This is a genomic window from Rhodococcus jostii NBRC 16295 (genome assembly GCF_001894825.1).
Lineage (GTDB): Bacteria > Actinomycetota > Actinomycetes > Mycobacteriales > Mycobacteriaceae > Rhodococcus_F > Rhodococcus_F jostii.
In genome coordinates this window covers 19,162-44,294 of record NZ_BCWY01000030.1, presented here as the reverse complement: position 1 = coordinate 44,294, position 25,133 = coordinate 19,162, and the positions used below count along the sequence as shown (strand labels likewise).

General features: G+C 67.0%; 24 protein-coding genes. 19 read left to right on the top strand and 5 right to left on the bottom strand.

From position 1 onward, the window contains the following. Both RJ1_RS20285 and RJ1_RS20280 read left to right on the top strand, forming a co-directional pair. The gene (locus tag RJ1_RS20285; protein WP_073363361.1) at positions 1–2,736 is read left to right on the top strand and encodes a DEAD/DEAH box helicase; all 2,736 of its coding nucleotides are present in this window, start codon (positions 1–3) and stop codon (positions 2,734–2,736) included. Between the two features lie 102 nt (positions 2,737–2,838). Then, positions 2,839–3,534 (top strand): DUF4333 domain-containing protein, encoded by a 696-nt coding sequence (locus tag RJ1_RS20280; RefSeq protein WP_073363214.1) that lies wholly within the window; start codon positions 2,839–2,841, stop codon positions 3,532–3,534. 24 nt (positions 3,535–3,558) lie between these two features. Here RJ1_RS20280 and RJ1_RS20275 read toward each other — a convergent pair whose 3' ends face one another. After that, positions 3,559–4,515, bottom strand: coding sequence for a 5'-3' exonuclease (locus tag RJ1_RS20275; RefSeq protein WP_073363211.1), 957 nt, complete (start codon positions 4,513–4,515; stop codon positions 3,559–3,561). A 36-nt stretch (positions 4,516–4,551) separates the two neighbouring features. Between RJ1_RS20275 and RJ1_RS20270 the strand changes: the two genes are divergently transcribed. Beyond that, positions 4,552–5,691 (top strand): M24 family metallopeptidase, encoded by a 1,140-nt coding sequence (locus RJ1_RS20270; protein WP_073363209.1) that lies wholly within the window; start codon positions 4,552–4,554, stop codon positions 5,689–5,691. A 118-nt stretch (positions 5,692–5,809) separates the two neighbouring features. Continuing rightward, positions 5,810–6,568: a polyprenol monophosphomannose synthase gene (locus tag RJ1_RS20265; protein WP_073363206.1), complete on the top strand. Its 759-nt coding sequence runs from the start codon at positions 5,810–5,812 to the stop codon at positions 6,566–6,568. Here RJ1_RS20265 and RJ1_RS20260 read toward each other — a convergent pair. Beyond that, positions 6,528–6,941 carry a TIGR03618 family F420-dependent PPOX class oxidoreductase gene (locus tag RJ1_RS20260; protein WP_073363204.1) on the bottom strand — a complete coding sequence of 138 codons (414 nt, stop codon included), beginning with the start codon at positions 6,939–6,941 and terminating at the stop codon, positions 6,528–6,530. The genes RJ1_RS20265 and RJ1_RS20260 overlap by 41 nt on opposite strands. Before the next feature lie 30 nt (positions 6,942–6,971). Between RJ1_RS20260 and dprE2 the strand changes: the two genes are divergently transcribed. Genes dprE2 through RJ1_RS20240 form a run of 4 tightly spaced genes read left to right on the top strand, consistent with a single transcriptional unit; the run spans position 6,972 to position 10,472 of the window. Next, positions 6,972–7,748: a decaprenylphospho-beta-D-erythro-pentofuranosid-2-ulose 2-reductase gene (gene dprE2 / locus RJ1_RS20255; protein WP_073363201.1), complete on the top strand. Its 777-nt coding sequence runs from the start codon at positions 6,972–6,974 to the stop codon at positions 7,746–7,748. After that, the gene (gene cbiE, locus RJ1_RS20250; RefSeq protein WP_073363359.1) at positions 7,745–8,980 is read left to right on the top strand and encodes a precorrin-6y C5,15-methyltransferase (decarboxylating) subunit CbiE; all 1,236 of its coding nucleotides are present in this window, start codon (positions 7,745–7,747) and stop codon (positions 8,978–8,980) included. The genes dprE2 and cbiE overlap by 4 nt, the downstream gene beginning before the upstream one ends. Continuing rightward, complete coding sequence (cobM, locus tag RJ1_RS20245) at positions 8,977–9,726, top strand: precorrin-4 C(11)-methyltransferase (protein ID WP_073363198.1); 750 nt, start codon at positions 8,977–8,979, stop codon at positions 9,724–9,726. Before cbiE ends, cobM begins: the two co-directional genes overlap by 4 nt. Before the next feature lie 2 nt (positions 9,727–9,728). Further along, positions 9,729–10,472, top strand: a complete 744-nt coding sequence (locus tag RJ1_RS20240) for a cobalt-precorrin-6A reductase (protein WP_073363195.1) — start codon at positions 9,729–9,731, stop codon at positions 10,470–10,472. Positions 10,473–10,493: 21 nt separating this feature from the next. Here RJ1_RS20240 and RJ1_RS20235 read toward each other — a convergent pair whose 3' ends face one another. Then, entirely contained in the window at positions 10,494–10,931 is a 438-nt protein-coding gene (locus RJ1_RS20235; protein WP_073363193.1) for a cupin domain-containing protein, read from the bottom strand. 232 nt (positions 10,932–11,163) lie between these two features. Here RJ1_RS20235 and RJ1_RS20230 point away from each other — a divergent pair, with 232 nt between their 5' ends. From RJ1_RS20230 to RJ1_RS20215, 4 genes are all read left to right on the top strand, one after another. After that, positions 11,164–11,904 carry a lipoate--protein ligase family protein gene (locus RJ1_RS20230; RefSeq protein ID WP_073363190.1) on the top strand — a complete coding sequence of 247 codons (741 nt, stop codon included), beginning with the start codon at positions 11,164–11,166 and terminating at the stop codon, positions 11,902–11,904. Positions 11,905–12,132: 228 nt separating this feature from the next. Beyond that, positions 12,133–13,122: an NAD(P)H-dependent flavin oxidoreductase gene (locus tag RJ1_RS20225; RefSeq protein WP_073363187.1), complete on the top strand. Its 990-nt coding sequence runs from the start codon at positions 12,133–12,135 to the stop codon at positions 13,120–13,122. 57 nt (positions 13,123–13,179) lie between these two features. After that, entirely contained in the window at positions 13,180–14,553 is a 1,374-nt protein-coding gene (locus tag RJ1_RS20220; protein WP_073363184.1) for an MFS transporter, read from the top strand. Next, entirely contained in the window at positions 14,550–15,236 is a 687-nt protein-coding gene (locus RJ1_RS20215; RefSeq protein ID WP_073363181.1) for a pyridoxamine 5'-phosphate oxidase family protein, read from the top strand. Before RJ1_RS20220 ends, RJ1_RS20215 begins: the two co-directional genes overlap by 4 nt. Here RJ1_RS20215 and RJ1_RS20210 read toward each other — a convergent pair. Beyond that, positions 15,224–16,093, bottom strand: coding sequence for a LysR family transcriptional regulator (locus RJ1_RS20210; protein WP_073363178.1), 870 nt, complete (start codon positions 16,091–16,093; stop codon positions 15,224–15,226). The two genes, RJ1_RS20215 and RJ1_RS20210, sit on opposite strands and share 13 nt — an antisense overlap. A gap of 129 nt (positions 16,094–16,222) precedes the next feature. Between RJ1_RS20210 and RJ1_RS20205 the strand changes: the two genes are divergently transcribed. Genes RJ1_RS20205 through RJ1_RS20195 form a run of 3 tightly spaced genes read left to right on the top strand, consistent with a single transcriptional unit; the run spans position 16,223 to position 19,392 of the window. Further along, on the top strand, positions 16,223–17,251 hold the full coding sequence (locus tag RJ1_RS20205; RefSeq protein ID WP_073363356.1) for an NAD(P)H-dependent flavin oxidoreductase: 1,029 nt from the start codon (positions 16,223–16,225) through the stop codon (positions 17,249–17,251). Between the two features lie 5 nt (positions 17,252–17,256). Continuing rightward, positions 17,257–18,156: a LysR substrate-binding domain-containing protein gene (locus RJ1_RS20200; RefSeq protein WP_073363176.1), complete on the top strand. Its 900-nt coding sequence runs from the start codon at positions 17,257–17,259 to the stop codon at positions 18,154–18,156. Between the two features lie 45 nt (positions 18,157–18,201). Continuing rightward, positions 18,202–19,392 (top strand): YbfB/YjiJ family MFS transporter, encoded by a 1,191-nt coding sequence (locus RJ1_RS20195; RefSeq protein ID WP_073363174.1) that lies wholly within the window; start codon positions 18,202–18,204, stop codon positions 19,390–19,392. On the opposite strand, the gene RJ1_RS20190 is transcribed toward RJ1_RS20195, so the two are convergent. Next, positions 19,379–21,037 carry a PucR family transcriptional regulator gene (locus RJ1_RS20190; RefSeq protein ID WP_073363172.1) on the bottom strand — a complete coding sequence of 553 codons (1,659 nt, stop codon included), beginning with the start codon at positions 21,035–21,037 and terminating at the stop codon, positions 19,379–19,381. The genes RJ1_RS20195 and RJ1_RS20190 overlap by 14 nt on opposite strands. A 123-nt stretch (positions 21,038–21,160) precedes the next feature. On the opposite strand from RJ1_RS20190, the gene RJ1_RS20185 reads away from it, so the two are divergent. The 4 genes from RJ1_RS20185 to RJ1_RS20170 all read left to right on the top strand — a co-directional run bounded on the left by RJ1_RS20185 (position 21,161) and on the right by RJ1_RS20170 (position 25,102). Next, positions 21,161–22,459 (top strand): alpha-hydroxy acid oxidase, encoded by a 1,299-nt coding sequence (locus tag RJ1_RS20185; protein WP_240319727.1) that lies wholly within the window; start codon positions 21,161–21,163, stop codon positions 22,457–22,459. Between the two features lie 47 nt (positions 22,460–22,506). Beyond that, entirely contained in the window at positions 22,507–23,394 is an 888-nt protein-coding gene (locus tag RJ1_RS20180) for a transporter substrate-binding domain-containing protein (RefSeq protein WP_240319726.1), read from the top strand. Between the two features lie 89 nt (positions 23,395–23,483). After that, positions 23,484–24,341 carry an amino acid ABC transporter permease gene (locus RJ1_RS20175; RefSeq protein WP_240319725.1) on the top strand — a complete coding sequence of 286 codons (858 nt, stop codon included), beginning with the start codon at positions 23,484–23,486 and terminating at the stop codon, positions 24,339–24,341. Further along, complete coding sequence (locus RJ1_RS20170) at positions 24,338–25,102, top strand: amino acid ABC transporter ATP-binding protein (protein ID WP_073363161.1); 765 nt, start codon at positions 24,338–24,340, stop codon at positions 25,100–25,102. The genes RJ1_RS20175 and RJ1_RS20170 overlap by 4 nt, the downstream gene beginning before the upstream one ends. The last annotated feature ends 31 nt before the right edge of the window (positions 25,103–25,133 follow it).

Genomic DNA, 25,133 nt, shown 5'->3' with positions numbered 1-25,133 from the left:
GTGACAACAGGTGAGACGACCGGCGGCACCGAACTCGACGTGTTCTCGGCGCAGCTCGGCTTCGTGCTCGACCCCTTCCAGATCAACGCCTGCCGCGCGCTCGAGGGCGGCCACGGCGTCCTCGTCTGCGCCCCGACCGGCGCGGGAAAGACCGTGGTCGGCGAATTCGCCGTGCACCTGGCGCTCGGCGCCGGCCGTAAGTGCTTCTACACCACCCCGATCAAGGCGCTGAGCAATCAGAAGTACGCGGAGCTGGTGCGGCGATACGGCAGGGACACCGTCGGCCTGCTGACCGGCGATTCGAGCATCAACTCGGACGCCCCGGTGGTCGTCATGACCACCGAGGTGCTGCGGAACATGCTGTACGCAGACTCCCCGGCGCTGCGCGGCCTGTCCCACGTCGTCATGGACGAGGTGCACTTCCTGGCCGACCGGTTCCGTGGCGCCGTGTGGGAAGAGGTGATCCTGCACCTCTCCGAGGACGTCCGCCTCGTCAGCCTGTCGGCGACCGTCAGCAACGCCGAGGAGTTCGGTGCGTGGATGGAGACGGTGCGCGGCGACACCACCGTGGTGGTCGACGAGAACCGCCCGATCCCGCTGTGGCAGCACATCATGGTCGGACGCCGGTTGTTCGATCTCTTCGACACGAGGGCGCTGAGCGGGGACGCCCGCAAGGACCTGGTGGTGGACCAGGATCTGGTGCGGTACGTCAAGCAGCGGCAGGCCCTCGAGCGGGCCGACTCGTGGGAGTCCCGGGGCCGGGGGCGCAGGGGGGGCGGCCGCGGGTACTCCAGCGACTTCCGGCCGTTGCCCCGACCGGAGGTGATCTCCCGCCTCGACGACGAGGGGCTGCTCCCGGCGATCACGTTCATCTTCAGCCGTGCCGGGTGTGATGCCGCCCTGGCACAGTGCCTGCGGTCCCGCCTCGATCTGACGACGCCGGAGCAGGTCGCCGAGATCCGGACGATCATCGACGAGCACACCGCGGAGTTGCCGAAGGCCGACCTGGAGGTCCTCGGGTACTGGGAATGGCGCAAGGCGCTCGAGCGAGGCCTCGCCGCGCACCACGCGGGGATGCTGCCGGCGTTCCGGCAGACCGTCGAGGAGTTGTTCGTCAAGGGACTGGTCCGGGCCGTGTTCGCCACCGAGACGCTGGCGCTCGGCATCAACATGCCGGCCCGCACGGTCGTCCTCGAGCGCCTCGTGAAATACAACGGTGAGGCCCACGCCGAACTCACACCGGGGGAGTACACACAGCTCACCGGTCGCGCCGGGCGCCGCGGCATCGACATCGAGGGGCACGCTGTCGTCCTGTGGCAGCCCGGGGTGGAGCCGGTGGACGTCGCCGGCCTCGCCTCGACCCGCACGTTCCCGCTGCGCAGCTCGTTCCGTCCCGGCTACAACATGACCATCAACCTGATCGACCGGATGGGTGCGGCCGAATCCCGGGCCCTGCTCGAGAGGTCGTTCGCCCAGTTCCAGGCCGACCGTTCCGTCGTCGGCCTGACCCGCGGCATCGAACGCAACGAGGACGCACTCACCACGCTCCGCGAACGGCTGGGCGGGGAGGACGGGGAGTACTTCGAATACGCGCGACTGCGCGAGGAACTGAGCAGCCGGGAACGGTCGCTCGAACGGGCCGGCCGCACCGAGCGACGGGACGCCGCCGTGGCGTCGCTCGTCGCGTTGCGGCGCGGCGACGTGATCGCGATCCCCGTGGGACGGCACTCCGGACTGGCCGTGGTGCTCGAACCGGACCGGGACCCGACGGACCCGAAACCGTTGATCCTCACCGAGGCGAAGTGGGCGGGCCGGGTGTCGGCCGGCGACTTCCCCGAGCCCGCACGGTCTTTGGGATCGATGCGGTTGCCGCGACGCTTCGATCACCACACCGCCCGGGTGCGACGCGATCTGGCATCGGCGTTGCGCAGCACCGGAATCGTCGCGCCGGGGCGCCGGAAGCGGAAGAAGGCCGGCGCGGCGGGCGACGACGCCGAGATCGCACGGTTGCGCCGCGCCATCCGGCAGCATCCCTGCCACAGTTGGCCCGACCGTGAGCAACTGAGCCGGATAGGGGAGCGCTACAACCGGTTGGCCCGCGAGACCGAGACGATGCGGCAGAAGGTGGCTGCCACGACGAACTCGCTGGCGCGCACGTTCGACCGCATCCTGTCGCTGCTCGCCGAGCGTGACTACATCTCGGCGGGCGAGCACCCCGACGCCACCGAGCACGGCACGCGGTTGAGCCGAATCTATTGCGAGAGCGACCTCTTGGTCGCCGAGTGCCTCCGGCAGGGGGTGTGGAAGGGGCTCGGGCCCGCGGAACTCGCCGCCGTCGTCTCCTCGGTCATCTTCGAATCGCGCCGTGAGGGGGACACCGTCGAGAGCGGCGGCCCCGGAGCGCTGCGGCACGCCCTCGACGAGACCGTCCGGGTGTGGCGGGAACTGCGAGCGGACGAGATCCGGCACAAGTTGCCGCCCACCCGTGAGCCGGATCTCGGATTCGCTGCGGCGATCTACCATTGGGCGAGCGACAATTCGCTGGTCGAGGCGCTGATCGCGGCGGGGGATCAGGGGCGGGCCCTGTCTGCCGGCGACTTCGTCCGGTGGTGCCGGCAGGTGATCGACCTGCTCGAACAGGTCCGGTCGACATCGCCCGATCCGGAGGTCGGCAAGGCCGCCGGTCGTGCAGTGGCGGCGATCCGTCGCGGTGTCGTCGCCGTGGATGCTGCGTGACCCGACGCCGTGTGGTTGGATTCGCACGCCCTCCGAGGGCCCGATTCCGGGGGTGGGGCGTTACGGTAGGTACAAAACTTGACACGTGAGCGGGAGGCGACGATGAGCGGCCCTTACGGACCGAACGACCCGAACGGGCAATGGGCCCAGGGACAGCAACCGGGCCAGGGTAACCCTGACCAGACCGGCGGCCAGTACGGGGCGCCGCAGTACGGTCAGCAGCCGCCCGCCCAGCCGTGGGGGCAGCCGGGCCCGGGTCAGCCGCAGCAGCCCGGTCAGCCGCAGTGGGGGCAGCACCCTCAGCAGCCCGGTCAGCCGCAGTGGGGCCAGCAACCGCAACCCGGTCAGCTCGGACAGCCGGGTCCCGGGCAGTGGGGGCAGCAGCCGCAGCCCGGTCAGCCGCAGTGGGGCCAGCAACCGGGTCAGCCGCAGCAGTGGGGGCCGGCTCCCGGTCAGCAGCAGTGGGGGCAGCCGCCGTCGTCCGGGAAGTCGAAGCTGCCGTTGATCATCGGCGGTGTGGTCGCGCTGCTGGTGATCGTGGGCATCGCCCTGGTGCTCGCGTTCACCGTATTCGGCACCGACACGCTCGATCAGAAGGCGGCAGAGGACGGTGTCGAGCGCATCGTCACCGATTCGTACGGTGCCGAGAACGTCTCCGGTGTGACGTGCCCGGCTGATCAGGAAGTGAAGAAGGGCAACAGCTTCACCTGCAGTCTCACCGTCGACGGGGAGAAGAAGCAGGTCACTCTGACATTCACCGACGACAAGGGCACCTACGAGGTGAGCCGCCCCAGTTAGACACGCCCTCGGCCCACCCGGCCGTCACGGAACCCGTGCGGCGGCCACCTTTTTCATCGCCGCCGTGAGACGTCCCACGGAATTCTCGATTCCGAGTTCCTCCGCCAGCCCGCCGAGCCGGTCCGCATCGACCGGTTCGGCGGGCAGCGTGTCTTCGCGGGACAGTTCGACGTCCGCGTCACGGACCACCCGCACCACGGGCAGCGCCGCGTCGAGATATTCCGCGGCGGCGGCGAACTTCGCGCGCGCACCCTTCGCCATGTCGGATTCGGGATCGACCGCGGCGGCCCGCAGAGCGGCCAGCGACCCGTACTGCATGATCAGGCTCGACGCCGTCTTCTCGCCGATTCCCTTCACTCCCGGCAGGCCGTCGGACGAGTCGCCGCGCAGCAGCGCGAGTTCCGCGTAGGCCTCACCGGCCCGGTCGGCCGGCACCCCGTACTTGGCTGCCACCTCTTCCGGCCCGAGCAGTTCGGCCTTCGCGAGACCGCGCACCACGTACAGCACTCGCACCGGTACCGGGTCGTCGGTGACGACCTGCAGGAGGTCGCGGTCGCCGGTGACGACGATGGTGGCGTCCCTGGTCTCGGTGGCGGCGAGGGTGCCGAGAACGTCGTCGGCTTCGAGGCCCTCGGCGCCGGCGGTGGCGATTCCGGTGGCGGCCAAGACATCCAGGATCATCGGGACCTGCGGCGACAGGGTGTCGGGCACCTCTTCCTCCGCCCCGCCGGTGTCCTCGGCGACCCGGTGCGCCTTGTAGGTGGGCACCGCTTCGACGCGGAACGCGGGACGCCAGTCCAGGTCGAGGCACACCGCGAGCCGGGACGGCTGATGCTTGGTGATCAGTGCGGCCACCATGTCGGTGAATCCGCGTACCGCGTTGACGGAACGACCGTCGGGTGAAGTGATCGAGTCGGGTAGCGCGTAGTACGCGCGAAACCACAGGCTGGCACCGTCGAGGAGAAGCAGAGGCCCTGTCATGACCCTCATCCTGCCAAACCGGTTTAGCCTGAAGCCATGAGTTCCCTCGGCGCATCGACTTCACGCTTCCCGACCACCATCTATGCCGACCGAATCGCTCGCGCCGGCGCCCTCGCCCGCGATGCCGGGCTCGACGGCCTCCTCATCACCCCCGGACCCGACCTGCGGTATCTGCTGGGTTCGCGTGCGGAGTCGTTCGAACGGCTCACCTGCCTGGTGATTCCGGCGAACGGTGAGACCGCGTCCGTGGTCGTGCCGCGGCTCGAACTGGCCTCGCTCACCGAATCAGCCGTGTCCGAACTGGGTCTGACCATCCGCGACTGGGTGGACGGGGTCGACCCGTACGCGTTGGTGTCGGCGCTGCTGCCGTCACCTGCCCGGACCGCCGTCACGGATGCGATGCCTGCGTTGCACCTGATCCCGCTGTCGGAGGCGCTCGGTGCGCTGCCGGTCCTGGCCACGGGGGTGCTGCGGGAGCTGCGGATGGTCAAGGACGACGCAGAGATCGACGCGTTGCGCCGCGCCGGTCAGGCCATCGACCGGGTTCACGCCCGGATGGGGGAGTTCCTGAAGGTCGGCCGCACCGAATCCCGGGTGGCGGCCGACATCACCGCCGCGATCCTGGAGGAGGGGCACACCGAGGCGGCGTTCGTCATCGTCGGCTCGGGACCGCACGGCGCGGACCCGCACCACGAGGTGTCCGAGCGGGCCATCGAATCCGGGGACGTGGTGGTCATCGACATCGGCGGACCCGTCGAACCCGGCTACAACTCCGACTCCACCCGCACGTACAGCATGGGTGAACCCGATCCGGCTGTGGCCGCCAAGTTCGCGGTCCTCGAGGAGGCGCAGGCGGCGGCCGTCGACCTCGTGCGTCCCGGCGTCACCGCCGAAGCGGTCGACGCCGCCGCCCGGGACCTGCTGGCGGCGCGGGGTCTGGCCGAGGTGTTCGTGCACCGGACCGGGCACGGAATCGGGCTGTCGGTGCACGAGGAGCCCTACATCGTGTCGGGTAACGGGATCGAGCTGGCCGAGGGGATGGCGTTCAGCGTGGAGCCCGGAATCTACTTCCGCGGGGAGTGGGGTGCCAGGATCGAGGACATCGTCATCGTGACCGCCGACGGCTGTGAGCCGGTCAACACGAGGCCCCACGGATTGACGGTTCTCCCCGGCTGAGGACCGGGAGCGTGCGGGGACGGTGCGGCGCGGGTAGTAACATCTTCCATTTGTTCACGACCGCACTCGCCGTTGCCCGTCTGCGGCGCGTCGGGACCACAGATCACGCGAAGGTGTCATGGAGAGCGTCGCCCCGAAGGTAACCGTCGTTGTACCGACCTACAACGAACGCGACAACCTGCCCAAGATCGTCGAGCTTCTCGCGGCGTTGGAGATTCCGAACCTGCACGTGCTGGTCGTCGACGACAACTCGCCGGACGGCACCGGTGAGGTCGCCGACACGCTCGCGCAGAGCGGTCCGATCCCGGTCGGAGTGCTGCACCGGACCGTCAAGGACGGCCTCGGGCGGGCCTACGTCGCCGGGATGACCCGGGCGCTGGCCGAGGGCGCCGACATCGTGATCCAGATGGACGCCGACCTGTCGCACCCCACCGAGGCCATCCCGCGGATGGTGGAGACCCTCGCGACAACGGATGCGGCCGTCGTGCTCGGCTCCCGCTACGTGGCCGGCGGCGCGGTCGCCAGCGACTGGCCCTGGCATCGCAAGGCGCTGTCGGCGTGGGCGAACTTCTACGTCAACGCGATCCTGCGGCTGCGCGTCAAGGACGCCACCGCCGGGTTCAAGGCCTGGCATGCGGACACGCTGCGGGCCATCGACGTGGACGGGGTGCAGAGCAACGGCTACGCGTTCCAGGTCGAGATGAACTACCGGACGGTGCAGCGCGGCATGACCATCGCCGAGGTCCCGATCCGGTTCGAGGAGCGCACCGACGGCGTGTCCAAGATGAGCCTCGCGGTGCAGCTCGAGTCCGCGCTGGTCCCGTGGAAGCTGCGGTTCAGTGGTGACGGAGCGCAGCCGAGCCGAGTACGCGGCTGACGGCGATCTCCACGACCACCCGCGTCGGGTTCACCCGGGGCTGGCGGTACCTGGCCGCGTAGCGGGCCACGGCGTCGGCGACGGACTCGGGGTCGGTGAGGACCCGGGCGGGGCCTTCGAGGGTCATCCAGCGGGGACCGTCCACCTGGCTCAGCGCGCCGTACCCTCCGCGTTCGGCGTTGAGTGCCTTCTGCGAGGAGCCGTTGGTGATGACCCGCGCCAGCCCGTGCTCCTGATCCCAGGTGAAGCCGACGGCGACGACGTGCGGGGTGCCGTTCTTGCGGAGCGTCGTCAGCGTCCCGAGGTGGTATTCGCCGAGGAAGGTGAGCGCCGCGTCGGTCAGGCGGATCGGGGTGGAGGGGGTGCGGTCCATGCTCCGACGGTAATCCAGGACACTGGACGGGTGAGCCTGGGATCGAAGAAGAACAGTGGCAAGCCCGGCGACGACGGGGTGGTACTCCTCCTCGGCGGTCGTAGCGAGATCGGCCTCGAGATCGCCTCCCGGCTCGCGCCCGGCCGCACGATCGTCCTCGCCGCTCGCCGCAGCACCGACCTCGCCGCCGAACGGCAGGCGCTGCTCGACGCCGGCGCGGCCGCGGTGGACTGCGTGGAATTCGACGCCGACGACCTCGACAGCCACGAGAAGCTGCTGCGGTCGGTTGCCGACACGCACGGCCCGCTGTCTGTCGCGGTCCTGGCGTTCGGCATTCTCGGCGACCAGGCGCGCGCCGAGCGGGACGCACGGCACGCCGTCGCCGTGGTCCACACCGACTACGTCGCGCAGGTCAGCGTGCTCACGCATCTCGCCACCCTGCTCCGCGAGCAGGGGTCGGGACGGATCGTGGTGTTCTCGTCCGTCGCGGGTGTCCGCGTGCGCCGCGCCAACTACGTCTACGGGTCCGCGAAGGCCGGACTCGACGGGTTCGCCTCCGGTCTCGGCGACGCCCTTCACGGCAGCGGTGTCTCACTCCTGCTGATCCGGTCCGGTTTCGTGATCGGCCGGATGACCGAGGGCATGTCGCCGGCGCCGATGTCGAGTACACCGGCACAGGTCGCGGACGCGGTCGTGCGCGGCCTGCACCGCGGTGCGAGCAGAGTCTGGGTGCCGGGCCGGTTGCGCCCCGTGTTCTTCGTCATGAGGTTGCTGCCGCAGGCGGTATGGCGCCGGATGCCGCGATGACCGACCCGATCGTCGTCGTCGGGATCGGTGCCGACGGGTGGGACGGTCTGTCACCGTCCGCGCGACGCGAGATCGACGGCGCCGACGTCCTCATGGGTTCCACGCGTCAACTCGACCTGATTCCCGAATCGCCGGCGCAGCGGGTGACCTGGCCGTCGCCGCTGGTGCCCGCTCTGCCCGGCCTCTTCGAACAGCACCACGGCCGGCGGGTGTGCGTCCTGGCCAGCGGCGACCCGATGTTCCACGGAATCGGTGTCACGCTCGTCGACCTGCTCGGCGCGGAACGGGTGCGGGTGATCCCGCATCCGTCCTCGGCCACCCTGGCCTGCGCCCGCCTGGGCTGGGCGGCGCACGAGACACCAGTGGTCAGTCTCGTGAATCGGCCGGTCGGCACACTCCTGCCGGCACTCGGCGATCGGATGCGACTGCTGGTGCTGAGCAGGGACGAGCGCACTCCCGGCGCCGTCGCCGAACTGCTGACCGAGCGCGGGTTCGGACCATCGAGGCTCAGCGTGCTCGGCGAACTGGGCGGACCCGAAGAGTCGAGGCTCGACGGAACCGCGTCGGGATGGTCGCACGATCCGGGGGCCCGGCTGAACGTGATCGCGATCGACTGCCGGGCCGACCCCGGCACCCCTCGGCTGACGAGGATGCCCGGACTGCCCGACGCCGCGTTCACCGGCGACGGGCAGATGACCAAACACGAGGTCCGCGCGCTGACGCTGTGTGCCCTCGCCCCCGCCGCGGGGGACTTGCTGTGGGACGTGGGAGGCGGATCCGGCACCATCGCGATCGAGTGGATGCGCACCCACCCGCGTTGCCGGGCAGTCTCTTTCGAACGCAGCGCGGCACGGGTCGACCAGATCGAGGCGAACGCCGCCGGGCTGGGGGTGCCGTCCCTCGCCGTATTCGGTGATGCACCCGCCGCGTTCGAGGACGTACCGCCCGCGCTGGCCGCGCCGGACGCGATCTTCGTCGGCGGCGGCGTCACCCAGGACGGCCTGCTCGACGAGTGCTGGTCGAGGCTCCGGGTGGGTGGTCGAATGGTGGCCAACGCGGTGACCGCGGAATCGGAAGCGCTACTGCTGCAGTGGTTCTCGAAGTGCGGCGGGCAGCTCCGCAAGTTTCAGGTGTATCGGGGTGACCCGCTCGGTGGGTTCACCGCGTGGCGGCCGCAACTGCCGGTGGCGCAGTGGTCGGTGACGAAGCAGTCGAAAGGTGATGTGGTATGACGGTGTACTTCATCGGAGCGGGTCCCGGCGCGGCCGACCTCGTTACGGTGCGCGCGCAGCGGATCATCGCGGCGAGCCCCGTCTGCCTGTACGCGGGCAGCCTCGTCCCGCAGGAACTCCTCCAGGAATGCCCCGCGGGTGCGCGGGTGATCGACACGGCACGCCTGAGTCTCGACGAGATCGTCGCCCTGCTGATCGAGGCCGACGCCGCCGGTCAGGACGTCGCCCGCCTGCATTCGGGTGACCCGTCGATCTTCAGCGCCGTCGCCGAGCAGGTGCGGCGGCTCGAGGCTGCCGGTGTCGCGTACACCGTGGTGCCCGGGGTGCCCGCGTTCACCGCCGCGGCGGCGTCGTTGGGGCGGGAGCTGACCGTCCCCGGCGTCTCGCAGTCGATCGTGCTGACTCGCGTGTCCACGCTGTCCACCGCGATGCCGGAGGGCGAGGACCTACGATCCCTGGGCCGCAGCGGCGCGACGATGGTGGTGCACCTGGGCGCGCACCGGATCGATCAGATCGTCGACGAACTCACTGAGAACTACGGCCGCGACTGTCCCGCCGCGGTGGTCGCGTTCGCGTCGCGCCCCGACGAGATCGTGCTGCGCGGCACCCTGGCCACGATTGCCGATCAGGTGAAGGCGGCCGGCGTCACCAAGACTGCCGTGGTGATCGTCGGGAAAGTGCTTGCCGCCGAGGGTTTCCCGGACAGCTATCTGTATTCCGCCACCCGCGAGCGCAGCACCCACTGATCGTGGCTCGGATCCTGATCCTCGGCGGCACCGGGGAGGCCCGATCTCTCGCCGCCGCGCTTGCCGAGATCCCAGGTGTCGAGACGGTGTCCTCGCTCGCCGGCCGGGTCCGCGATCCGCGGATGCCGGTGGGCGACGTGCGGGTCGGCGGATTCGGGGGAGTGGACGGTCTCGCCGACTGGCTGCGCGAGCAGCGCGTCGACGCGATCGTGGACGCCACGCACCCGTTCGCGGCACAGATCACGAGCAACGCCGCAGACGCCGCCGACCGTTGCGGGGTACCGCTCGTCGTGCTGCGACGTCCCGAATGGTCCCCGCGGCCCGGCGACAACTGGGTGGGTGCCGCGGACCTCGCCGCCGCGGCCGAACGGCTGCCCGGCCTGGGAACGCGAGTCTTCCTCACGATCGGCAGGCAGGGTGTGGACGCATTCGCCGGCCTGCGCGCGCTGTGGTTTCTGGTTCGCGCAATCGATCCGCCCGAAGTGGCGATGCCGCCCCAGTCGACGTTGCTCCTCGCTCGCGGGCCGTACACGGTCGCGGACGAGACCGCACTGATGCGCGAGCACCGCGTCGACATCCTGGTTACCAAGAACAGCGGTGGCGCGCAGACCGACGCGAAACTCGACGCCGCACGGGAACTCGGTGTACCGGTGGTGATGATCCGCCGGCCACCGCCGCCGCCGGCGACCGCAACTGTCGACGACGTCGCGGGAGCGGTCGAGTGGATCGACTCCGTCATCCGATGAGAAGGTCGGCCGGGTGACGCATCAGCACGCGGGCGCCGGTGCGTCCTCCGACAACGGCTTGCCCTCCGGTTCCGTGTAGAACGCGAGCAGCACCAGTGGTTCGGTCCCCAGATTCGAGCCCTCGTGGACGTGATCGCTACCGTGATCCTCGGTGATCGCCTGACCGGCAGTCGTCACCGCCTTCGTGCAGTCCTGCAGCGTGCGGGACAGCACCCCGGATTCCACGAACGCGTACACCGGGCCGTCGTGGTAATGCCATCCCGTCGTGCCGCCCGGGGCGATCTCGATGCGCCGCAGCGTCAGGTCGGTGCCCCCTGAGCTGCCGGCGACCGCCGGAACCGTCGTCTCGAACAGAACCTGCGCGGTCACACCCGACGACGGCGTGGCCTGGGCGGGGGACGCAGACAGCACCGCGGCTACGGCACAGGACAAGACGACCACACTCGATCTGAGGAGCATCGTGACGACCTCTCGGCGCGCTGGCCCCGCACACGGTGCGCGGGCATCCAGGGGAGTGCATTTCGGCGTGTCCAGGGTAGGGCTCCAGAGAGAGCGGCCGCGGGGATATCCGCGAAACCGATCGCTGTGGTGGACTACTTCCGCCTCGGCGACACTGTTGGGGTGTGTTCGGGTGCGGAGATGACGCCCAGCGACGCCGTGTGGTGTCCTGAGCGGAGTGATGGGACAGGGTATGACGATCGAGCAGTTGCTGACTACGCATTTTCCGGACGATCCCGTGTTGGATGCGGCGTTCGCGTCGGCACTCCTGCGTCGCACCGGGCGAGAGCCGAATGCCCCTGCGCTGGTCCGCATCTACAGTCCTGCACGTACGTTGTCGTTCGGGCGGTTGGACGCCGTTCGGCCGCAGTTTCCGGGCGCCGCAGCGGTGGCGCGCCGACACGGATTCACGCCGGTCGTCCGAGGCGCCGGTGGTCGTGCCGCGGCCTACCACGAGCAGACGCTCGTCGTGGAGATGTACTCCCGGGACACCGAGGGCATCGTCGGCGCCCGCCCGCGTTTCGAGCGCATCACCCCGAGAATCGTCGCCGTGTTGAGGGATCTCGGTGTCGACGCCCGGATAGGTCCGGTACCCGGTGAGTACTGCCCAGGTGATTGGACCGTGAACGGCGCAGGCCGCGTCAAGCTGGCCGGAACCGCGCAGCGAATAATTGCCGGGGCCTGGCTCTTCGGCTTCGAACTGGTGGTGTCCGATTCGGCCCCCGTGCGGGCAGTGCTCGCTGACGTCAATGCCGCGCTGGAGTTGGCGTTCGACCCGAGCACGGCGGCGTCCCTCGCGGACATGAACCCGGCCGTCACCCTCGAACAGGTCCGGGCTGCGATCCTCGCCGAGATCGGCGCAGTTCACAAACGGACCGCAGACCCCGGGCTCCTCGAGGAGGCCGCGAACCTGCGCGACGCACACGTGGCGTGAGGCGTCACCGCGCCGGGCGTAAGCCCATTGGGCTAGTTCATTGCAGCACAGTGAGTTTCACGAGTCTGTCTGGTTGCGTGAGCGTTCTGTCCTGGAGAAAGCAGGTTTCGGTACAAACTGTTGGACCCCTGTTCGGCCGGGTTCTAGCGTTGGCGCAAAGCAATCCGGTGTGACGTGGAGCACGTGGGAAACACTGCGACACGTCGGAAATTTGTGGAGGAGCCCAGCATGAGCTTGCAGAATCGCTTCACCGAGAAATTCGGAATCGAACACCCCATCGTCCTTGCACCGATGGATTACGTCTCCGATTGGAGATTGGCTTCTGCCGTGGCCGAGGCAGGGGGATTGGGACTGATCGGCGGCGGATACGGCGACGAGTCCTGGTTGCACAATCAGTTCGACCGCGTGACGACCGACGCTATCGGTTGTGGCTTCATCACGTGGTCCATGGCGCGGCAGCCGCACCTCCTCGAGACGGCGATCGGCTACCGGCCGGCGGCTATCTTCCTCTCCTTCAGCGACCCGGCACCGCACGCGCCTGCGATTCGTGCCGCGGGAATCCCGCTGATCTGCCAGGTGCACGATCTCGAACAAGCGCGCCGCGCGATGGAGGTGGGTGCGAGCGTCGTCGCTGCTCAGGGAGGGGAGGCGGGCGGCCACGGAACGGGAACCCGATCGACGTTCACCCTGGTACCGGAGATCGCCGATTTCCTCCGGCGGGAGGCACCGGATGTGATGCTGCTGGCGGCCGGTGGAATCGGCGACGGCCGAGGCCTGGCGGCCGCGCTCGCGCTCGGAGCGGACGGTGCCCTCGTCGGGACCAGATTCTGGGCGGCCGAGGAGGCGGCGATTCCCCGTGCGGCCCAGCAACGCGCTGTACAGGCCAGTGGGGACGACACGATCAGACAGAGCGCCTTCGACATCGTGCGTGAGAAGCCCTGGCCGAGTCGTTACACGGGCCGAGTCCTGCACAACGACTTCATCCGCCGATGGCACGGCGACGAGTCCGGCCTCCGGGACGTGCTTCCGGAGAAGCAGGAGCAATTCCGGGCGGCAGTGAACGCCGACGACTACGACGTCGCGAATCTGATCGTCGGTGAGGTCGTCGGACAGATCGATCGTGTCGACACCGTCGCGTCGATCATCGATGACATGGTCGACACCGCCGGCGCCATCCTGGGCCGCACTTCCCACAATCTGGCGGCGATCGGCTCCTAGCGCCCTTCGGTGCGACCTCGCAAACCCCCACCCCGTGCGTCCCCAGAAGGATTCCCCATGACCAGCCAGTCCGTGTCACCACCCGCTCTCACGAGCGGTGTAGCGAAGAGCAGCCTTCGCAAGATCATCACCGCGTCGAGCGTCGGAACGTTGATCGAATGGTACGACTTCTACATCTACGGCAGTCTCGCAGTCGTGTTCTCCGGAATGTTCTTTCCCGAAGGAAACGGAACCGCAGCACTTCTCGTCACGATTGCCGCCTTCGGGACGGGTTTCGTCGTACGCCCCATCGGCGCCATGGTGTTCGGCAGAATGGGCGACCGGGTCGGACGTAAGAAGACCTTCATGACGACCCTGCTCATCATGGGCGGCGCCACCACGATGCTCGGACTGATGCCTACCTATGACCACATCGGAATTCTGGCGCCGATACTGCTGGTGACGTTGCGGCTGCTGCAGGGTCTCGCGATCGGCGGAGAGTACGGGGGTGCAGTCGTCTACATCGCGGAGAATTCGCCGGCGAAGAAACGCGGAGCCCTCACCAGTGTTCTCCAGACCACCGCGACCGGGGGTCTGCTCCTGTCGATCGGCGTCATCGTGCTCTGCCGGGTGGGGTTGGGCGAGGAGGCATTCACTGTGTGGGGCTGGCGGATTCCGTTCCTTCTGTCCGCGGTCCTGGTGCTGTTCTCGCTGAAGATCCGCATGAAGATGCACGAATCGCCGGTGTTCGAGGAGATGCGACGGAGCGGAAACCTCTCGCGTTCACCGATCAGGGACGCGGTGGCGAACAAGCCGGCCTTCGCGTTACTGCTCGTCGTGCTCTTCGGAGTCACGGCGGGGCTGGGAGTTGCCTGGTACACCAGCCAGTTCTACACGCTGTACTTCCTGCAGACGATCTTGAAGATCGACTTCCTCACCGCGAATCTCTCGGTCGGAATCGCCCTGGTCATCGCGACACCGTTCTTCGTCGTCTTCGGCAAGATGTCCGACAAATATGGACGGACTCGGATCATCATGTGCGGATTGGTACTTTCGGCAGTCGGCTACCTCCCGCTGTTCCAGTGGATCCGGGACGCCGCGGTCGAGGGCCACCACATCCAGATGATCGTGCCGCTGACGATTCAGGTCATCTTCGTCACCATGGTCTACGGGCCCACCGCGGCATTCCTGTCCGAATTGTTCCCACCACAGATCCGTTACACCGGACTGTCGCTGGCGTACCACATCGGGACCGGCGTGTTCGGTGGCTTCACCCCTCTGGTGGCGCTCTCGCTCAACTCCGCGACCGGGAACGTCCTCGCCGGGCTGATCTACCCCATCGCGGTAACCGCGGTCACCGCAGTGGTGTTCGTGCTGACGTTGCGTCGGGGAGTGGACAGCCCGATAGTCCGGCGGGCGTGGAAGCACATCGATTCCGAGTACTCGTCATGAGATACCCGACCCGGTACGGCGCGATCGCGTTCACTGCTCCGGTGGCCGAGCGGCAGAAGGCAACGGGAAGCATCAACTGGTACGGGCGCATGCGGGCGCAGGAGGACGACCCGGGCCTGCCCGACGAACTGGACACCCGGGTCACTGCACTGATCCGAGCCACCGATTCGTTCTTCATCGCGACCGTGACACCCTCGGGGTGGCCCTATATCCAACACCGCGGCGGCCCGCCCGGCTTCGTGCACGTGCCGGACCCGACGACGATTGCGCTGGCGGACTACTCGGGAAATCAGCAGTTCGTCACGGTCGGCAACCTCGACGAGAACGACCGAGTGGCTCTCTTCTTCATCGACTACCCCACCCGCACCAGAGTCAAAGTCTACGGACGAACCGAGGTCGTCGAGCGTGCCGACGATCCGGATCTCATCGGACGGCTCCTCACCACACCTGACGGGGTGGTCAAGGCCGGATGTGACCGCGCGTTCGTCGTCCACGTCGAGGCGCTCGACCGGAACTGCACGAAGAACATTCCCCCGAAGTACGGCGAGGCCAGAATGCGGGAGTCACTCACGTTGGCCCGCAAAGGTCTACACGAAGAAATGGAACTCCTGCGGTCCCGCAATGCAGAACTGGAGCTGGAGGTAGCCCAGCTTCGCGTGCACACCGACGGTCAGCCGTGCTGACGAATGGTGGCGTCGCCGGGTGGCGGAGAGTGCCGGATCGCGGCGTCCCGCAGCACCCGCAGCAGCGGCGTCACCCGGTTGCGGCGGTAGACGAACCGCACGACCGCGGGCGGCGCACCGACCAGCGGGATGAACTGGACATTGCGATGGGTTACCCGCCTGCGGGCAACTTCGGGAACCGTGCCGACACCGCGATCGGCGGCGACCAACTCGAGCCACTCGTCGAAGTTCGAGCACGTCACCACCGGACCGTCGTGGTTCGGCCACAGATCTTCGGATGTGGTGCCGCTGAGGGTGTTGATGACGAGGGGGAGTGTTCCGAACTCGGCCCAGTCGATCGATTTGCGGGTCGCGAGAGGCGACGCCGTCGATACCGCCGCGATCCGCTGCTCCTCGAACAGCGGATGCTGCACGAACTCGTCGCCGGGAACATCACGGCGAACGACGGCGGCGTCTACGCTGCCGTTGTTCAGTGCGGCGATGGGGTCGTCGCAGCGACGCGGTACGACGGTGGCGCGGGAGTTCCTCTCGACCTCGTCGATCACCTGCTGCGCCCACGGATCGGGCAGCAGCCAACTGAAGCCGAGGGCAAGGGATCGGTTGGTGTACAGCGCAACCGCCGAATCGAGATCACCGAGAATGACGCGGACCTTCTCGACGAATCCGGCACCGTCCTCGGTGAGTGTGAGCGCACGCGAGGTCCGGTCGAACAATCGAACGCCGAGCGAGGTCTCCAGTTGCTGCACCGTTCGGGTGAGCGCAGGCTGGGTGATGTGGAGCGCGTTCGCGGCGGCAGTGAACGAGCCCGCCTCGGCGATCGCAACGGCCGCCCGCAGATGCCGCAGTTCGATGGACATAACTCCCAAGCATAGATCCAGCCGAATAGGCATTTCCGCTCCGCAATGCAGCGGTGCAGGATCAGGAAGGGAAGCGTGAAGCGGACGTGAACCGTGTCCGTCACGCACACATCGACCGAAAGGATCCTGGTGTTCGATCTCGAGGACGGCTTCCGAATTCCCATCGTCGGGGCACCGATGGCCGGAGGGCCGAGCACACCGGAACTCGTTGCCGCGGTCTCGTCCGCCGGGGGTCTCGGCTTCCTCGCGGCCGGCTACAAGACCGTCGAGGCGGTTCGGCGTGAGGTCGACGCGGTCCGCGCGCTGACGAGCGCGCCGTTCGGACTCAATCTTTTCGTCCCCGGCCGCCCCCTGGCCGACCGTGCCGCGGTGGAGGCGTACCGGGAGCGGTTGCAGCCGGTCGCCGAACGCCGGCACGTGACGCTGCCCGACGTCGTCGACTTCGACGACGACGCGTTCGATGGCAAGGTCGATCTCGCGGTCGAGCTTGCCGTTCCCGTGGTGTCGTTCACCTTCGGCCTTCCGCCGCGAGATGTCGTCGATCGGCTACACGACGCAGGCAGTGCCGTGATCGCCACGGTCTCCGACATCGACGAGGCATTCTCGGCCGCGCAGCTGGGCGTCGATGCGATCTGTCTGCAAGGAGTCGACGCGGGCGGGCATCGAGCGACACTCGACCCCGATGCCGAGCCGGACCCACGTTCGACGAGGGAATTGGTCGAGGCGGCCCGGTCGGCAATCGACCTTCCCGTCATTGCGGCGGGAGGGATCGCGACCGGGGCACACGTCGCGGCAACACTCGAGGCCGGCGCCACCGCCGTCCAGATCGGTACCGCTCTCCTCGACGCCGACGAGGCTGGGACCAAACCCGCTCACCGCGCCGCGTTGCACGACGCCCGCTTCACCGAGACAGTCGTTACTCGCGCGTTCTCCGGTCGTCCCGCGCGCGGCCTGGTCAATGACTTCATCGCCGACTTCGATGATCACGCCGCACCGGCATACCCACAGGTACACCTGCTGACCAGTGGGCTGCGAGCCGCAGCAGGCGCCGCCGGCGACCCGCACGGCCTCGCCCTGTGGGCCGGCATCGGCTATCGCAGTGCTCGTTCGGCCCCTGCAGGGGAGATCGTTCGGAACCTGTGGAGTGAAACACGGTAATTCTCATGGACATCGGCGATCTGACCTTCTTCCTGGCCGTGGCCCGCTCCGGGGGAATTTCTCGGGCATCGAAGGAACTTCTGACGGTTCAGTCGAACATCAGCTCACGAATCCGCGCGCTCGAAGACGAACTCGGAGTCGAACTGTTTCGCCGTCATGCCCGTGGGGTGACCCTGACGAACTCCGGCGAACGTCTGCTGCCCTATGCCGAACACATCACGCAACTCGTACGGGAAGTGACACAGGTCGTCAGCGACGATCACGACCCGGGGGGACGACTGGCGATCGGTTCCATGGAGACCACCGCGGGATTGCGGCTCCCCGGGGTGCTGGCTGCCTTCAGCGAAGAGTGCCCCCGAGTCGACTTCACCTTGGCGACCGACACCACCGACGCGCTGACCACCGAGGTGATCGAGCATCGACTCGACGGTGCGTTCGTCTGCGGGCCGGTGCGGCATCCGGACCTGGTCTCCGAGCAGGTGTTCATCGAGCAACTCGTGCTGGTGAGCGGCGTTCGCGTGGCGGATCTGGACTCCGTGCTCGCCGACGGCCGGCGGCGCAAGGTTCTCGTCCTCCGGGCCGGCTGCGCCTACCGGGCCCGCCTCGAGCGGCTCTTCGAGCAGCGCGGAGTGCCGAGCCCGGAGGTCCTCGAGTTCGGAACTCTCGACGGCATCCTCGGGTGCGCGGCCGCGGGAATGGGCGTGACCCTGCTGCCACTGAGTGTGGTGACGTCGTCGCCGATGGCGTCGGCCTTGAAGGTGCATCACCTCGCGCCGGCCGACTCGCGCGCGGAGACGCTGTTCATCCGCCGCAAGGACTCCACGATGACCACTGCCTTGTCGCGCTTCCTGTTCCACACCCACGATTCCGGCCGCCCGGCCTCCCTGACATCCGTGGCTCGCTAGGGCGGCCCGCGCGCCTGCCGACCGAACATCCCTGAAAGAGAACACATGAACGCAGTAGGTAGCGCCGACGAGTTGGTCAGGTTCCGAATGCCGACATCGCCGTGGGTCACGGTCGGCCAGGTGGGGGCAGCGCTGGCGGCGAGCATGGGAATCGGACGATTCGTGTACACCCCTGTTCTCCCCTTGATGGAGGCCCACGCAGGATTGACGCCGTCGGCGGGCGCCGCTCTGGCGACGGCCAACTATCTCGGATATCTCATCGGAGCACTGGCCGGAATCGTCCTACCCGCCTTGGTGCGCTCGGCAGCAGTCATGCGTCTCTCGCTGCTCGTTCTGACCGCCACGCTGGCGCTGATGCCCGTGACATCGAACGAAACCGTCTGGGGCGTACTGCGATGTGTTGCCGGCATCTCGAGTGCAATGGTCTTCGTCATCGCGGTCAGCGCGATGCACGCCCATCTGAGTAGGCACGCGGCGCAGTTGTCAGGGTGGGCGTTCGGCGGAATCGGAGCAGGCATCGCCCTGTCCGGGCTCGTCGTCCTCGTCCTGCGGTCGATGAGCACGTGGGGCTCGGTATGGTGGGCGGCCGCGGTCCTGACGTTGATCTGCACCCTCGCGGCGTGGACACTCACACCGGAACACACTCCGACTACGCCCGTGCGAGGACGCAGAAAGTCGGACAAGCAAGGAAATCGCCGGTTCAGCGCGATCTTCGTCAGCTATTCCCTCGAGGGCGTCGGATACATCATCGCCGGCACCTTCCTCGTCGCAGCGATCACCCAGACCGCAGGTAGCATCGCCGGTAGCAGCGCGTGGGTACTCGTCGGGCTGGCGGCGCTACCGTCCGGTCCACTCTGGGCATTGCTCAGCCGAAGATGGTCCCGCCCGACCCTGCTGGTAATCGCCCTCATCGTCCAGGCCGCCGGCATCGCGCTGCCCGCGATGGCAGGCGGCATCGGGCCCGCCCTGATCTCCGCCTTCCTGTTCGGGGGAACATTCCTCGGCATCAGTCAGATGTCGCTGACGATCGGCGCTCACCTCCAATTCCCCCGCGCGGTCGCGATCTTGACGACCGGATACAGCCTCGGTCAGATCGCGGGCCCGCTCATCGTCACCCCACTGCTTTCCGATGGCTACCACCTGGCCTTGCTCGTCGCTTCGGGCATCGTCCTCGCGGCAGCGCTCGCCGCCGCGGCACCGAACGTCCGGTCTCGTCGGCGAGTTACGGTCGACTGAGGTCTGTCGAAACGAGTCGGAGCCACAGCCACAGGCGCGTCGTCGGGTCTTCGAAGTCGACGTGGAACTCCTCGGTGAGGCGCGCGATCCTGTAGCGAATAGTGTTGCCGTGGACATGCATTCGTTCCGCTGCCTTGGCCACGTTCGCGTTCGAATCGAAGTATGCACGCAGCGTGACGAGAAAGTCGGTGTGATGGGCGGCGTCGTAGGTGCGAATCGCGTCTATGACGTCGAACTCGTCGAGATGTTGCTCGGCTATGTACTTCCCGATCTCCAGGATGTTCAGTTCAGTCCTATAGTCTTCGAACACTGCGGCCAATGGGGGTTGGCCAGTCGGAGTCCCGCCCGTGACCGACTGTCGGCGCATGAGGTACCGCAACGTACGCACGGCTTCGGTGCGGGACCGCGGTAGCTCGCTGATCTGCTCGGCGATACCGCCGACAGCGGCTACAACGGGATGCGCACTGATCGTCGTCGCGGAGGCACCGATGTCACGAATTACCCGACGGTGGGCGGCGCGCGGAGAACCGCCCGGGCAGGGCAGGAGGGTGTACACGACCGAGTCGATCAACGCGCTGTATGCACTGCGGAATTGGACGTTGCACGTCACCGTCACCAGTTGAAGTAGCCGATGTTGCTCGCGCATGGCGTCGAGGCTGCCGCCGTTCGGGTGGGCAAGGACGAACGCCGCCACTGCGAATCCGCGGGTGAACTCGAGTCCGAGTTGCGCAGCGGCGAACGAAGCTTGGGTCGGATCGTCCATCAACGTCCGCATCAGATCAGCGTTGCGGCGCTCGGTGAAGTCGGATGCGGACCGGGCATGAAGCATGTGGAGGCCGGCCAGCGGCGCCAACCTGTCGAGCGCATCGAGAGCCGGCTGGCGGCGTTCACCCCCGGGATCGATGATCCAGATCGATCCGAGCAGTTCCCCGCCCGCCCGGACCGCCAGTGCCAGCCGGTCCGCGATTCCGCTGGGCGACCGCACGAACAATGCGGTGGTGGAGGAGTAGACCACCTTGAAATCGGCGTCGAGGGCTGGGGGTGTCAGCTCCTGCAGTGTCAGAGTCGTCTCCCGGCGCAGGTCGTCGATCGGCTGGCCGGGCACGGTGGAGTATCCGAGGATGCGGCCCGAGGGGTCGACGATGCTCGTGGCGCCGTTGGCGATCGACGCCACCGCGTTGGCGAAGGCGAACAGATCGCCCAGGCGCACGCCCGATACCGAGTCGACTGCAGCACCCGCTACCGCTGTTCGTGCCATCGCGATCAGCCGCGTCCAGTCCACTTCGTCTCCGACGACGAGTACGGGAACGTCGTGACGATTGGACGCGGCCCGCAGGTCCTCGATCGACGTCCCTCGTGCTTTGACGATCACGGCGGCGGCATCGCCGTCGGCGGCATGGACCAGCACTCGCTCGAATCCGGCGGAACCGCAGGCCACGCCCATCGCAAGAACGATGGCATTCCTGACGTCCATGTGATCGTCGAGTGCGTCGTACAGCTGAACGTCGGCGACGGGGCGGCGGAGGTTCTCCGCTGTCGGATTCGCGTGCAGCAGATCTTCCTGCACGAGATCGGCCCAGGCCGACAGCGTGATCGGTTCGGGTGACGCGTCGCCGTGGCCCAGCAACTCCTCCGGTGGCTCCATTAGAAGATTCTACAAGCGATATATCCAAGGTTAGAAATTATTCCATATCTACCGGGTGAGGCGTGGATCACTATTGGTCCATCACCAGGCACTTGGGTGCCGGCAACACTTCGAGGAGTCCCCATGAAGCTCAGAGATATCAGGTCGCTGGTCAATGTCGAGGGCCCTGCGCGGTCCGTCTCGCAACGGCTTGCGCGGCGATGCCACAGCATCGAGGACGTGCGAAAGATGGCCGCCTCACGCCTCCCGCTGAGCATCTTCGACTACATCGAGGGCGGTGGGGAAGATGAAGCGTCGGTCCGTCGCAACCTTTCCTCGTTCGACGACTGGTCCTTCGTGCCACGGTGGGGCGCGGTCGAGAACCTCGACCTGGCGTCTTCTCTCCTGGGCAAGCCGGTGGCCATGCCGTTGATGCTGTCTCCCACCGGAGGAACACGACTCTTTCACCCGGAGGGCGAACTCGGCGCAGCGCGCGCTGCTTCGGCCGCAAATGTCCCGTATGGCTTGGCGCACCTGAGCACCACGCCGATGGAACTCGTCAGCGCCCACACTCCGGGGCTCCGTCGCTGGTTCAACATCGAACCGATGGCGGACAAGGGCATGCTGCAGGCACTGCTCGACAGGACAGCGAACGCGGGATACGAGGCTCTGCTCGTGAATGTCGATTGCCGGGCGATCGGTCATCGCGAACGTGACTACCGCAGCGGGTTCACAGCACCCCCGTCCCTGAAGCCGCGGACGGTGATCGAAGGGGCCCTTCATCCCAGGTGGGCGTGGGGGTTTCTGCGTAACGACGCGATAGCCTTCCCCAATCTCGACGGGACCGTCCCGGATGGGCCGATGGCGAGCACACCGGATATGTGGCGAACTCTTCTGTCCGGTTCCTACGAGCCCACCGACTGGGACACCCTGTGCGACCTACGTTCCCGATGGAGCGGACCGATCGTCCTCAAGGGTTGTGTCAGCGCCGACGACGCGGCGATCGCCGCTGACATCGGCATCGATGCCATCCAGGTCAGCAACCACGGCGGCCGGCAACTCGATCACATGGCCTCCCCGCTGGACGTCCTGCCCGAGATCGTCGAGCGAGTGAACGGGCGGGTCGAGATCATCGTCGACGGCGGCATCCGCCGCGGCTCGGACGTGATCAAGGCTCTGGCGCTGGGGGCGAATGCCTGCGCGATCGGCCGTCCGTATCTCTACGGGCTCGCGGCGGCGGGGGAGGAGGGTGTCGCGCACGTGCTGCGGATCTTCGCGGAGGAAATGACCCGGACGATGATGCTGCTGGGGGTCTCGAGCATCAAAGAACTGCAGGACAACGGGCCGGCCTTAGTTCGCAACCGTCACGCTGCCCTCGCCCGCCCAGCGACGGCGCACGCGGAATCGCAGTCGGCCGCGCCGAAGCAGAAGTCCTCGTCATGACCGGACACCACGCACGAAACGTTCCCGGACGACACTCTCGTCGACTCGTGTGCGCAGGCGCACTCGCTGCGCTCGTCTTCTCCACGATGGGGTGCGGTCGACTCGAAGAATTTGCGGACCCGCCGGCCTCCGCTCCCGCGGGGGGCGACAGCTCGCCGTCGCTCGGCATGGACGAAGCGGCCGTCGCGTTACTGCCCGACTCCGTGGCATCACGGCACACATTGCGGGTAGCGATCCCGGCCAATGAACCACCCACCCAGTTCTATTCGGAGGGCACCCGGTACATGACGGGAACGAACCCCGATGTGGCGAGACTCATCGGCAAGGCCCTGAACCTCGACGTCGACATCAAAGTCGTCAATTTCGACTCCATCATTCCCGGGATCGCTGCCGGACGCTACGACATGACGGTGTCCTCGATGACGCCCACCACCAAGCGGATGGCGGTGATGGACTTCGTCGACTACATGCAGGTGGGAAATGCCATCGTCGTCGCCAAGGGCGGGGAGCCCATCACGAAGGACACCCTCTGCGGTCGGAGAGTCGGCGTTCTCACGGGTTCGTATCAACTCACTGTCAATATTCCGGCCTACAACCGAGACTGCGCTGCCGCCGGCAAGCCGCCGATCCGGATCGGCCAGTTCCAGGACACGCGTCAGGCGGTCTCTGCGCTGACCAGTGGCCGGCAAGATGCCGTCCTGGCGGACTCTCCGATCCTCGAGTACGCCACGGCGCACAATCCCGCCGTCGAGGTATCGGACACATTCGAATACACCCCCGTTGCGGTAGGCGTGTCCAAGGAGCCCGCACTCGTCGACGCCGTTTCCGCTGCACTCGACTGTGTCGTCTCCAGCGACGCGTACGGGGAAGTGCTCCGAAAATACGGCCTGGAGTCCGCGATGATCACCGATGCTCGCGTCAACGCGGCGCAATAAGGAGACCCACAATGCAGCACTTGGCTTCGCGAGACGCCTTCCCTCCTGCGTCGGCAGTATCGACGTCACCGGAAACATCCATCTCGGTCGTGCCACTCAAACATCCTGTGCGGCAGACGTTCGGTCTTCTCCTGCTCGTCGTCGCAGTGGCGGTGACCTGGAACGTGGCAACGAACGACCGGTTCCATTGGGGCGTGGTGTCGTCCTATCTCTTCGCGCCGGAGATACTTCGCGGTGTAGTTCTGACGATCGTCTTGACGATAGTGTCGATGACCGCGGGAATATCGCTCGGTACGCTACTCGCGGTGATGCGACTGTCGGAGAACCCGATCGTCAATTCGATCAGCCGGGGCTATCTCTGGTTCTTCCGGGGAACGCCCCTGCTCGTTCAACTGATCTTCTGGTACAACATCGCCGCCCTGTACCCCACGATCTCGATCGGAATCCCGTTCGGTGGACCAGAATTCATGGCTGGTTCCGTCAACACACTGATCACGCCACTCGGGGCCGCTCTCCTCGGACTGTCTCTGAACGAAGCGGCGTACATGGCGGAGATCATCCGCGGCGGCATCGGATCGGTGGACAACGGCCAGTACGACGCGGCTCAGGCGTTGGGAATGAACAGAACTCAGCTGATGCGTCGGATCATTCTGCCCCAGGCGATGCGTGTGGTGCTTCCGCCGACGGGAAACCAGGTGATCTCGATGCTGAAGGGAACAACCCTCGTCAGCGTTCTCGCGATCTCCGATCTGCTGTACTCCACGCAGATCATCTATTCGTTGAACTACCAGACGATTCCGCTGCTCATCGTTGCGAGCCTGTGGTATCTCCTGATGACCACCATCCTGAGTTTCTTCCAGGACAAACTCGAGAACCACTACGCGCGGGGCTTCACCGCGTCCGTAGCACCCACCCGTCGTCGACTTGCACTGAGAAGGACGAAATGAACACCGTCATGGTGAAAGCGCAGGGGGTCCGGAAGAAGTTCGGCGCCACCGAGATCCTCAAGGGCATCGACCTCAGTGTCGAGCGCGGCTCGGTCACCTGCCTCATCGGTCCGTCCGGGTCCGGGAAGACAACCTTCCTGCGATGCATCAATCATCTCGAGAAGGTCGACGCAGGTCGCCTGTACGTGGACCGAGAATTGATCGGTTACTCCGAACGCAACGGCCGGCTACACGAAATGAAGCCACGGCAGACGGCAAAGTCTCGCCTGAATGCCGGGATGGTGTTTCAGCGCTTCAACCTGTTTCCGCATATGACGGTTCTCGAGAACATCGTCGAAGCCCCGATTCATGTTCTCGGCCGGCCCCGCGACGAGGTGACAGCGGAGGCGCACGTACTGCTCGAACGTGTCGGGCTGGGGAACCGAGGCCACTCGTACCCGCGAGAGCTCTCCGGAGGACAGCAACAGCGGATCGCGATCGCCCGCGCACTGGCGATGAAGCCCAAGTTGCTGCTCTTCGACGAACCGACCTCGGCGCTCGACCCGGAACTCGTCGGCGAGGTACTGGACGTGATGAAGTCCCTTGCGGAAGCAGGGATGACCATGGTCGTAGTCACCCACGAGCTGGGGTTCGCCCGCGAGGTCAGCGACCAGATCGTCTTCATGGACCAGGGCGTTGTCGTCGAGGCAGGCCCACCGTCCTCGGTTCTCGGGAACCCGCAACACGAACGAACCCGCGCGTTCCTCTCGAAGGTGCTCTGACCATCTCACCCGACTCCAGACCAAGGAAAAC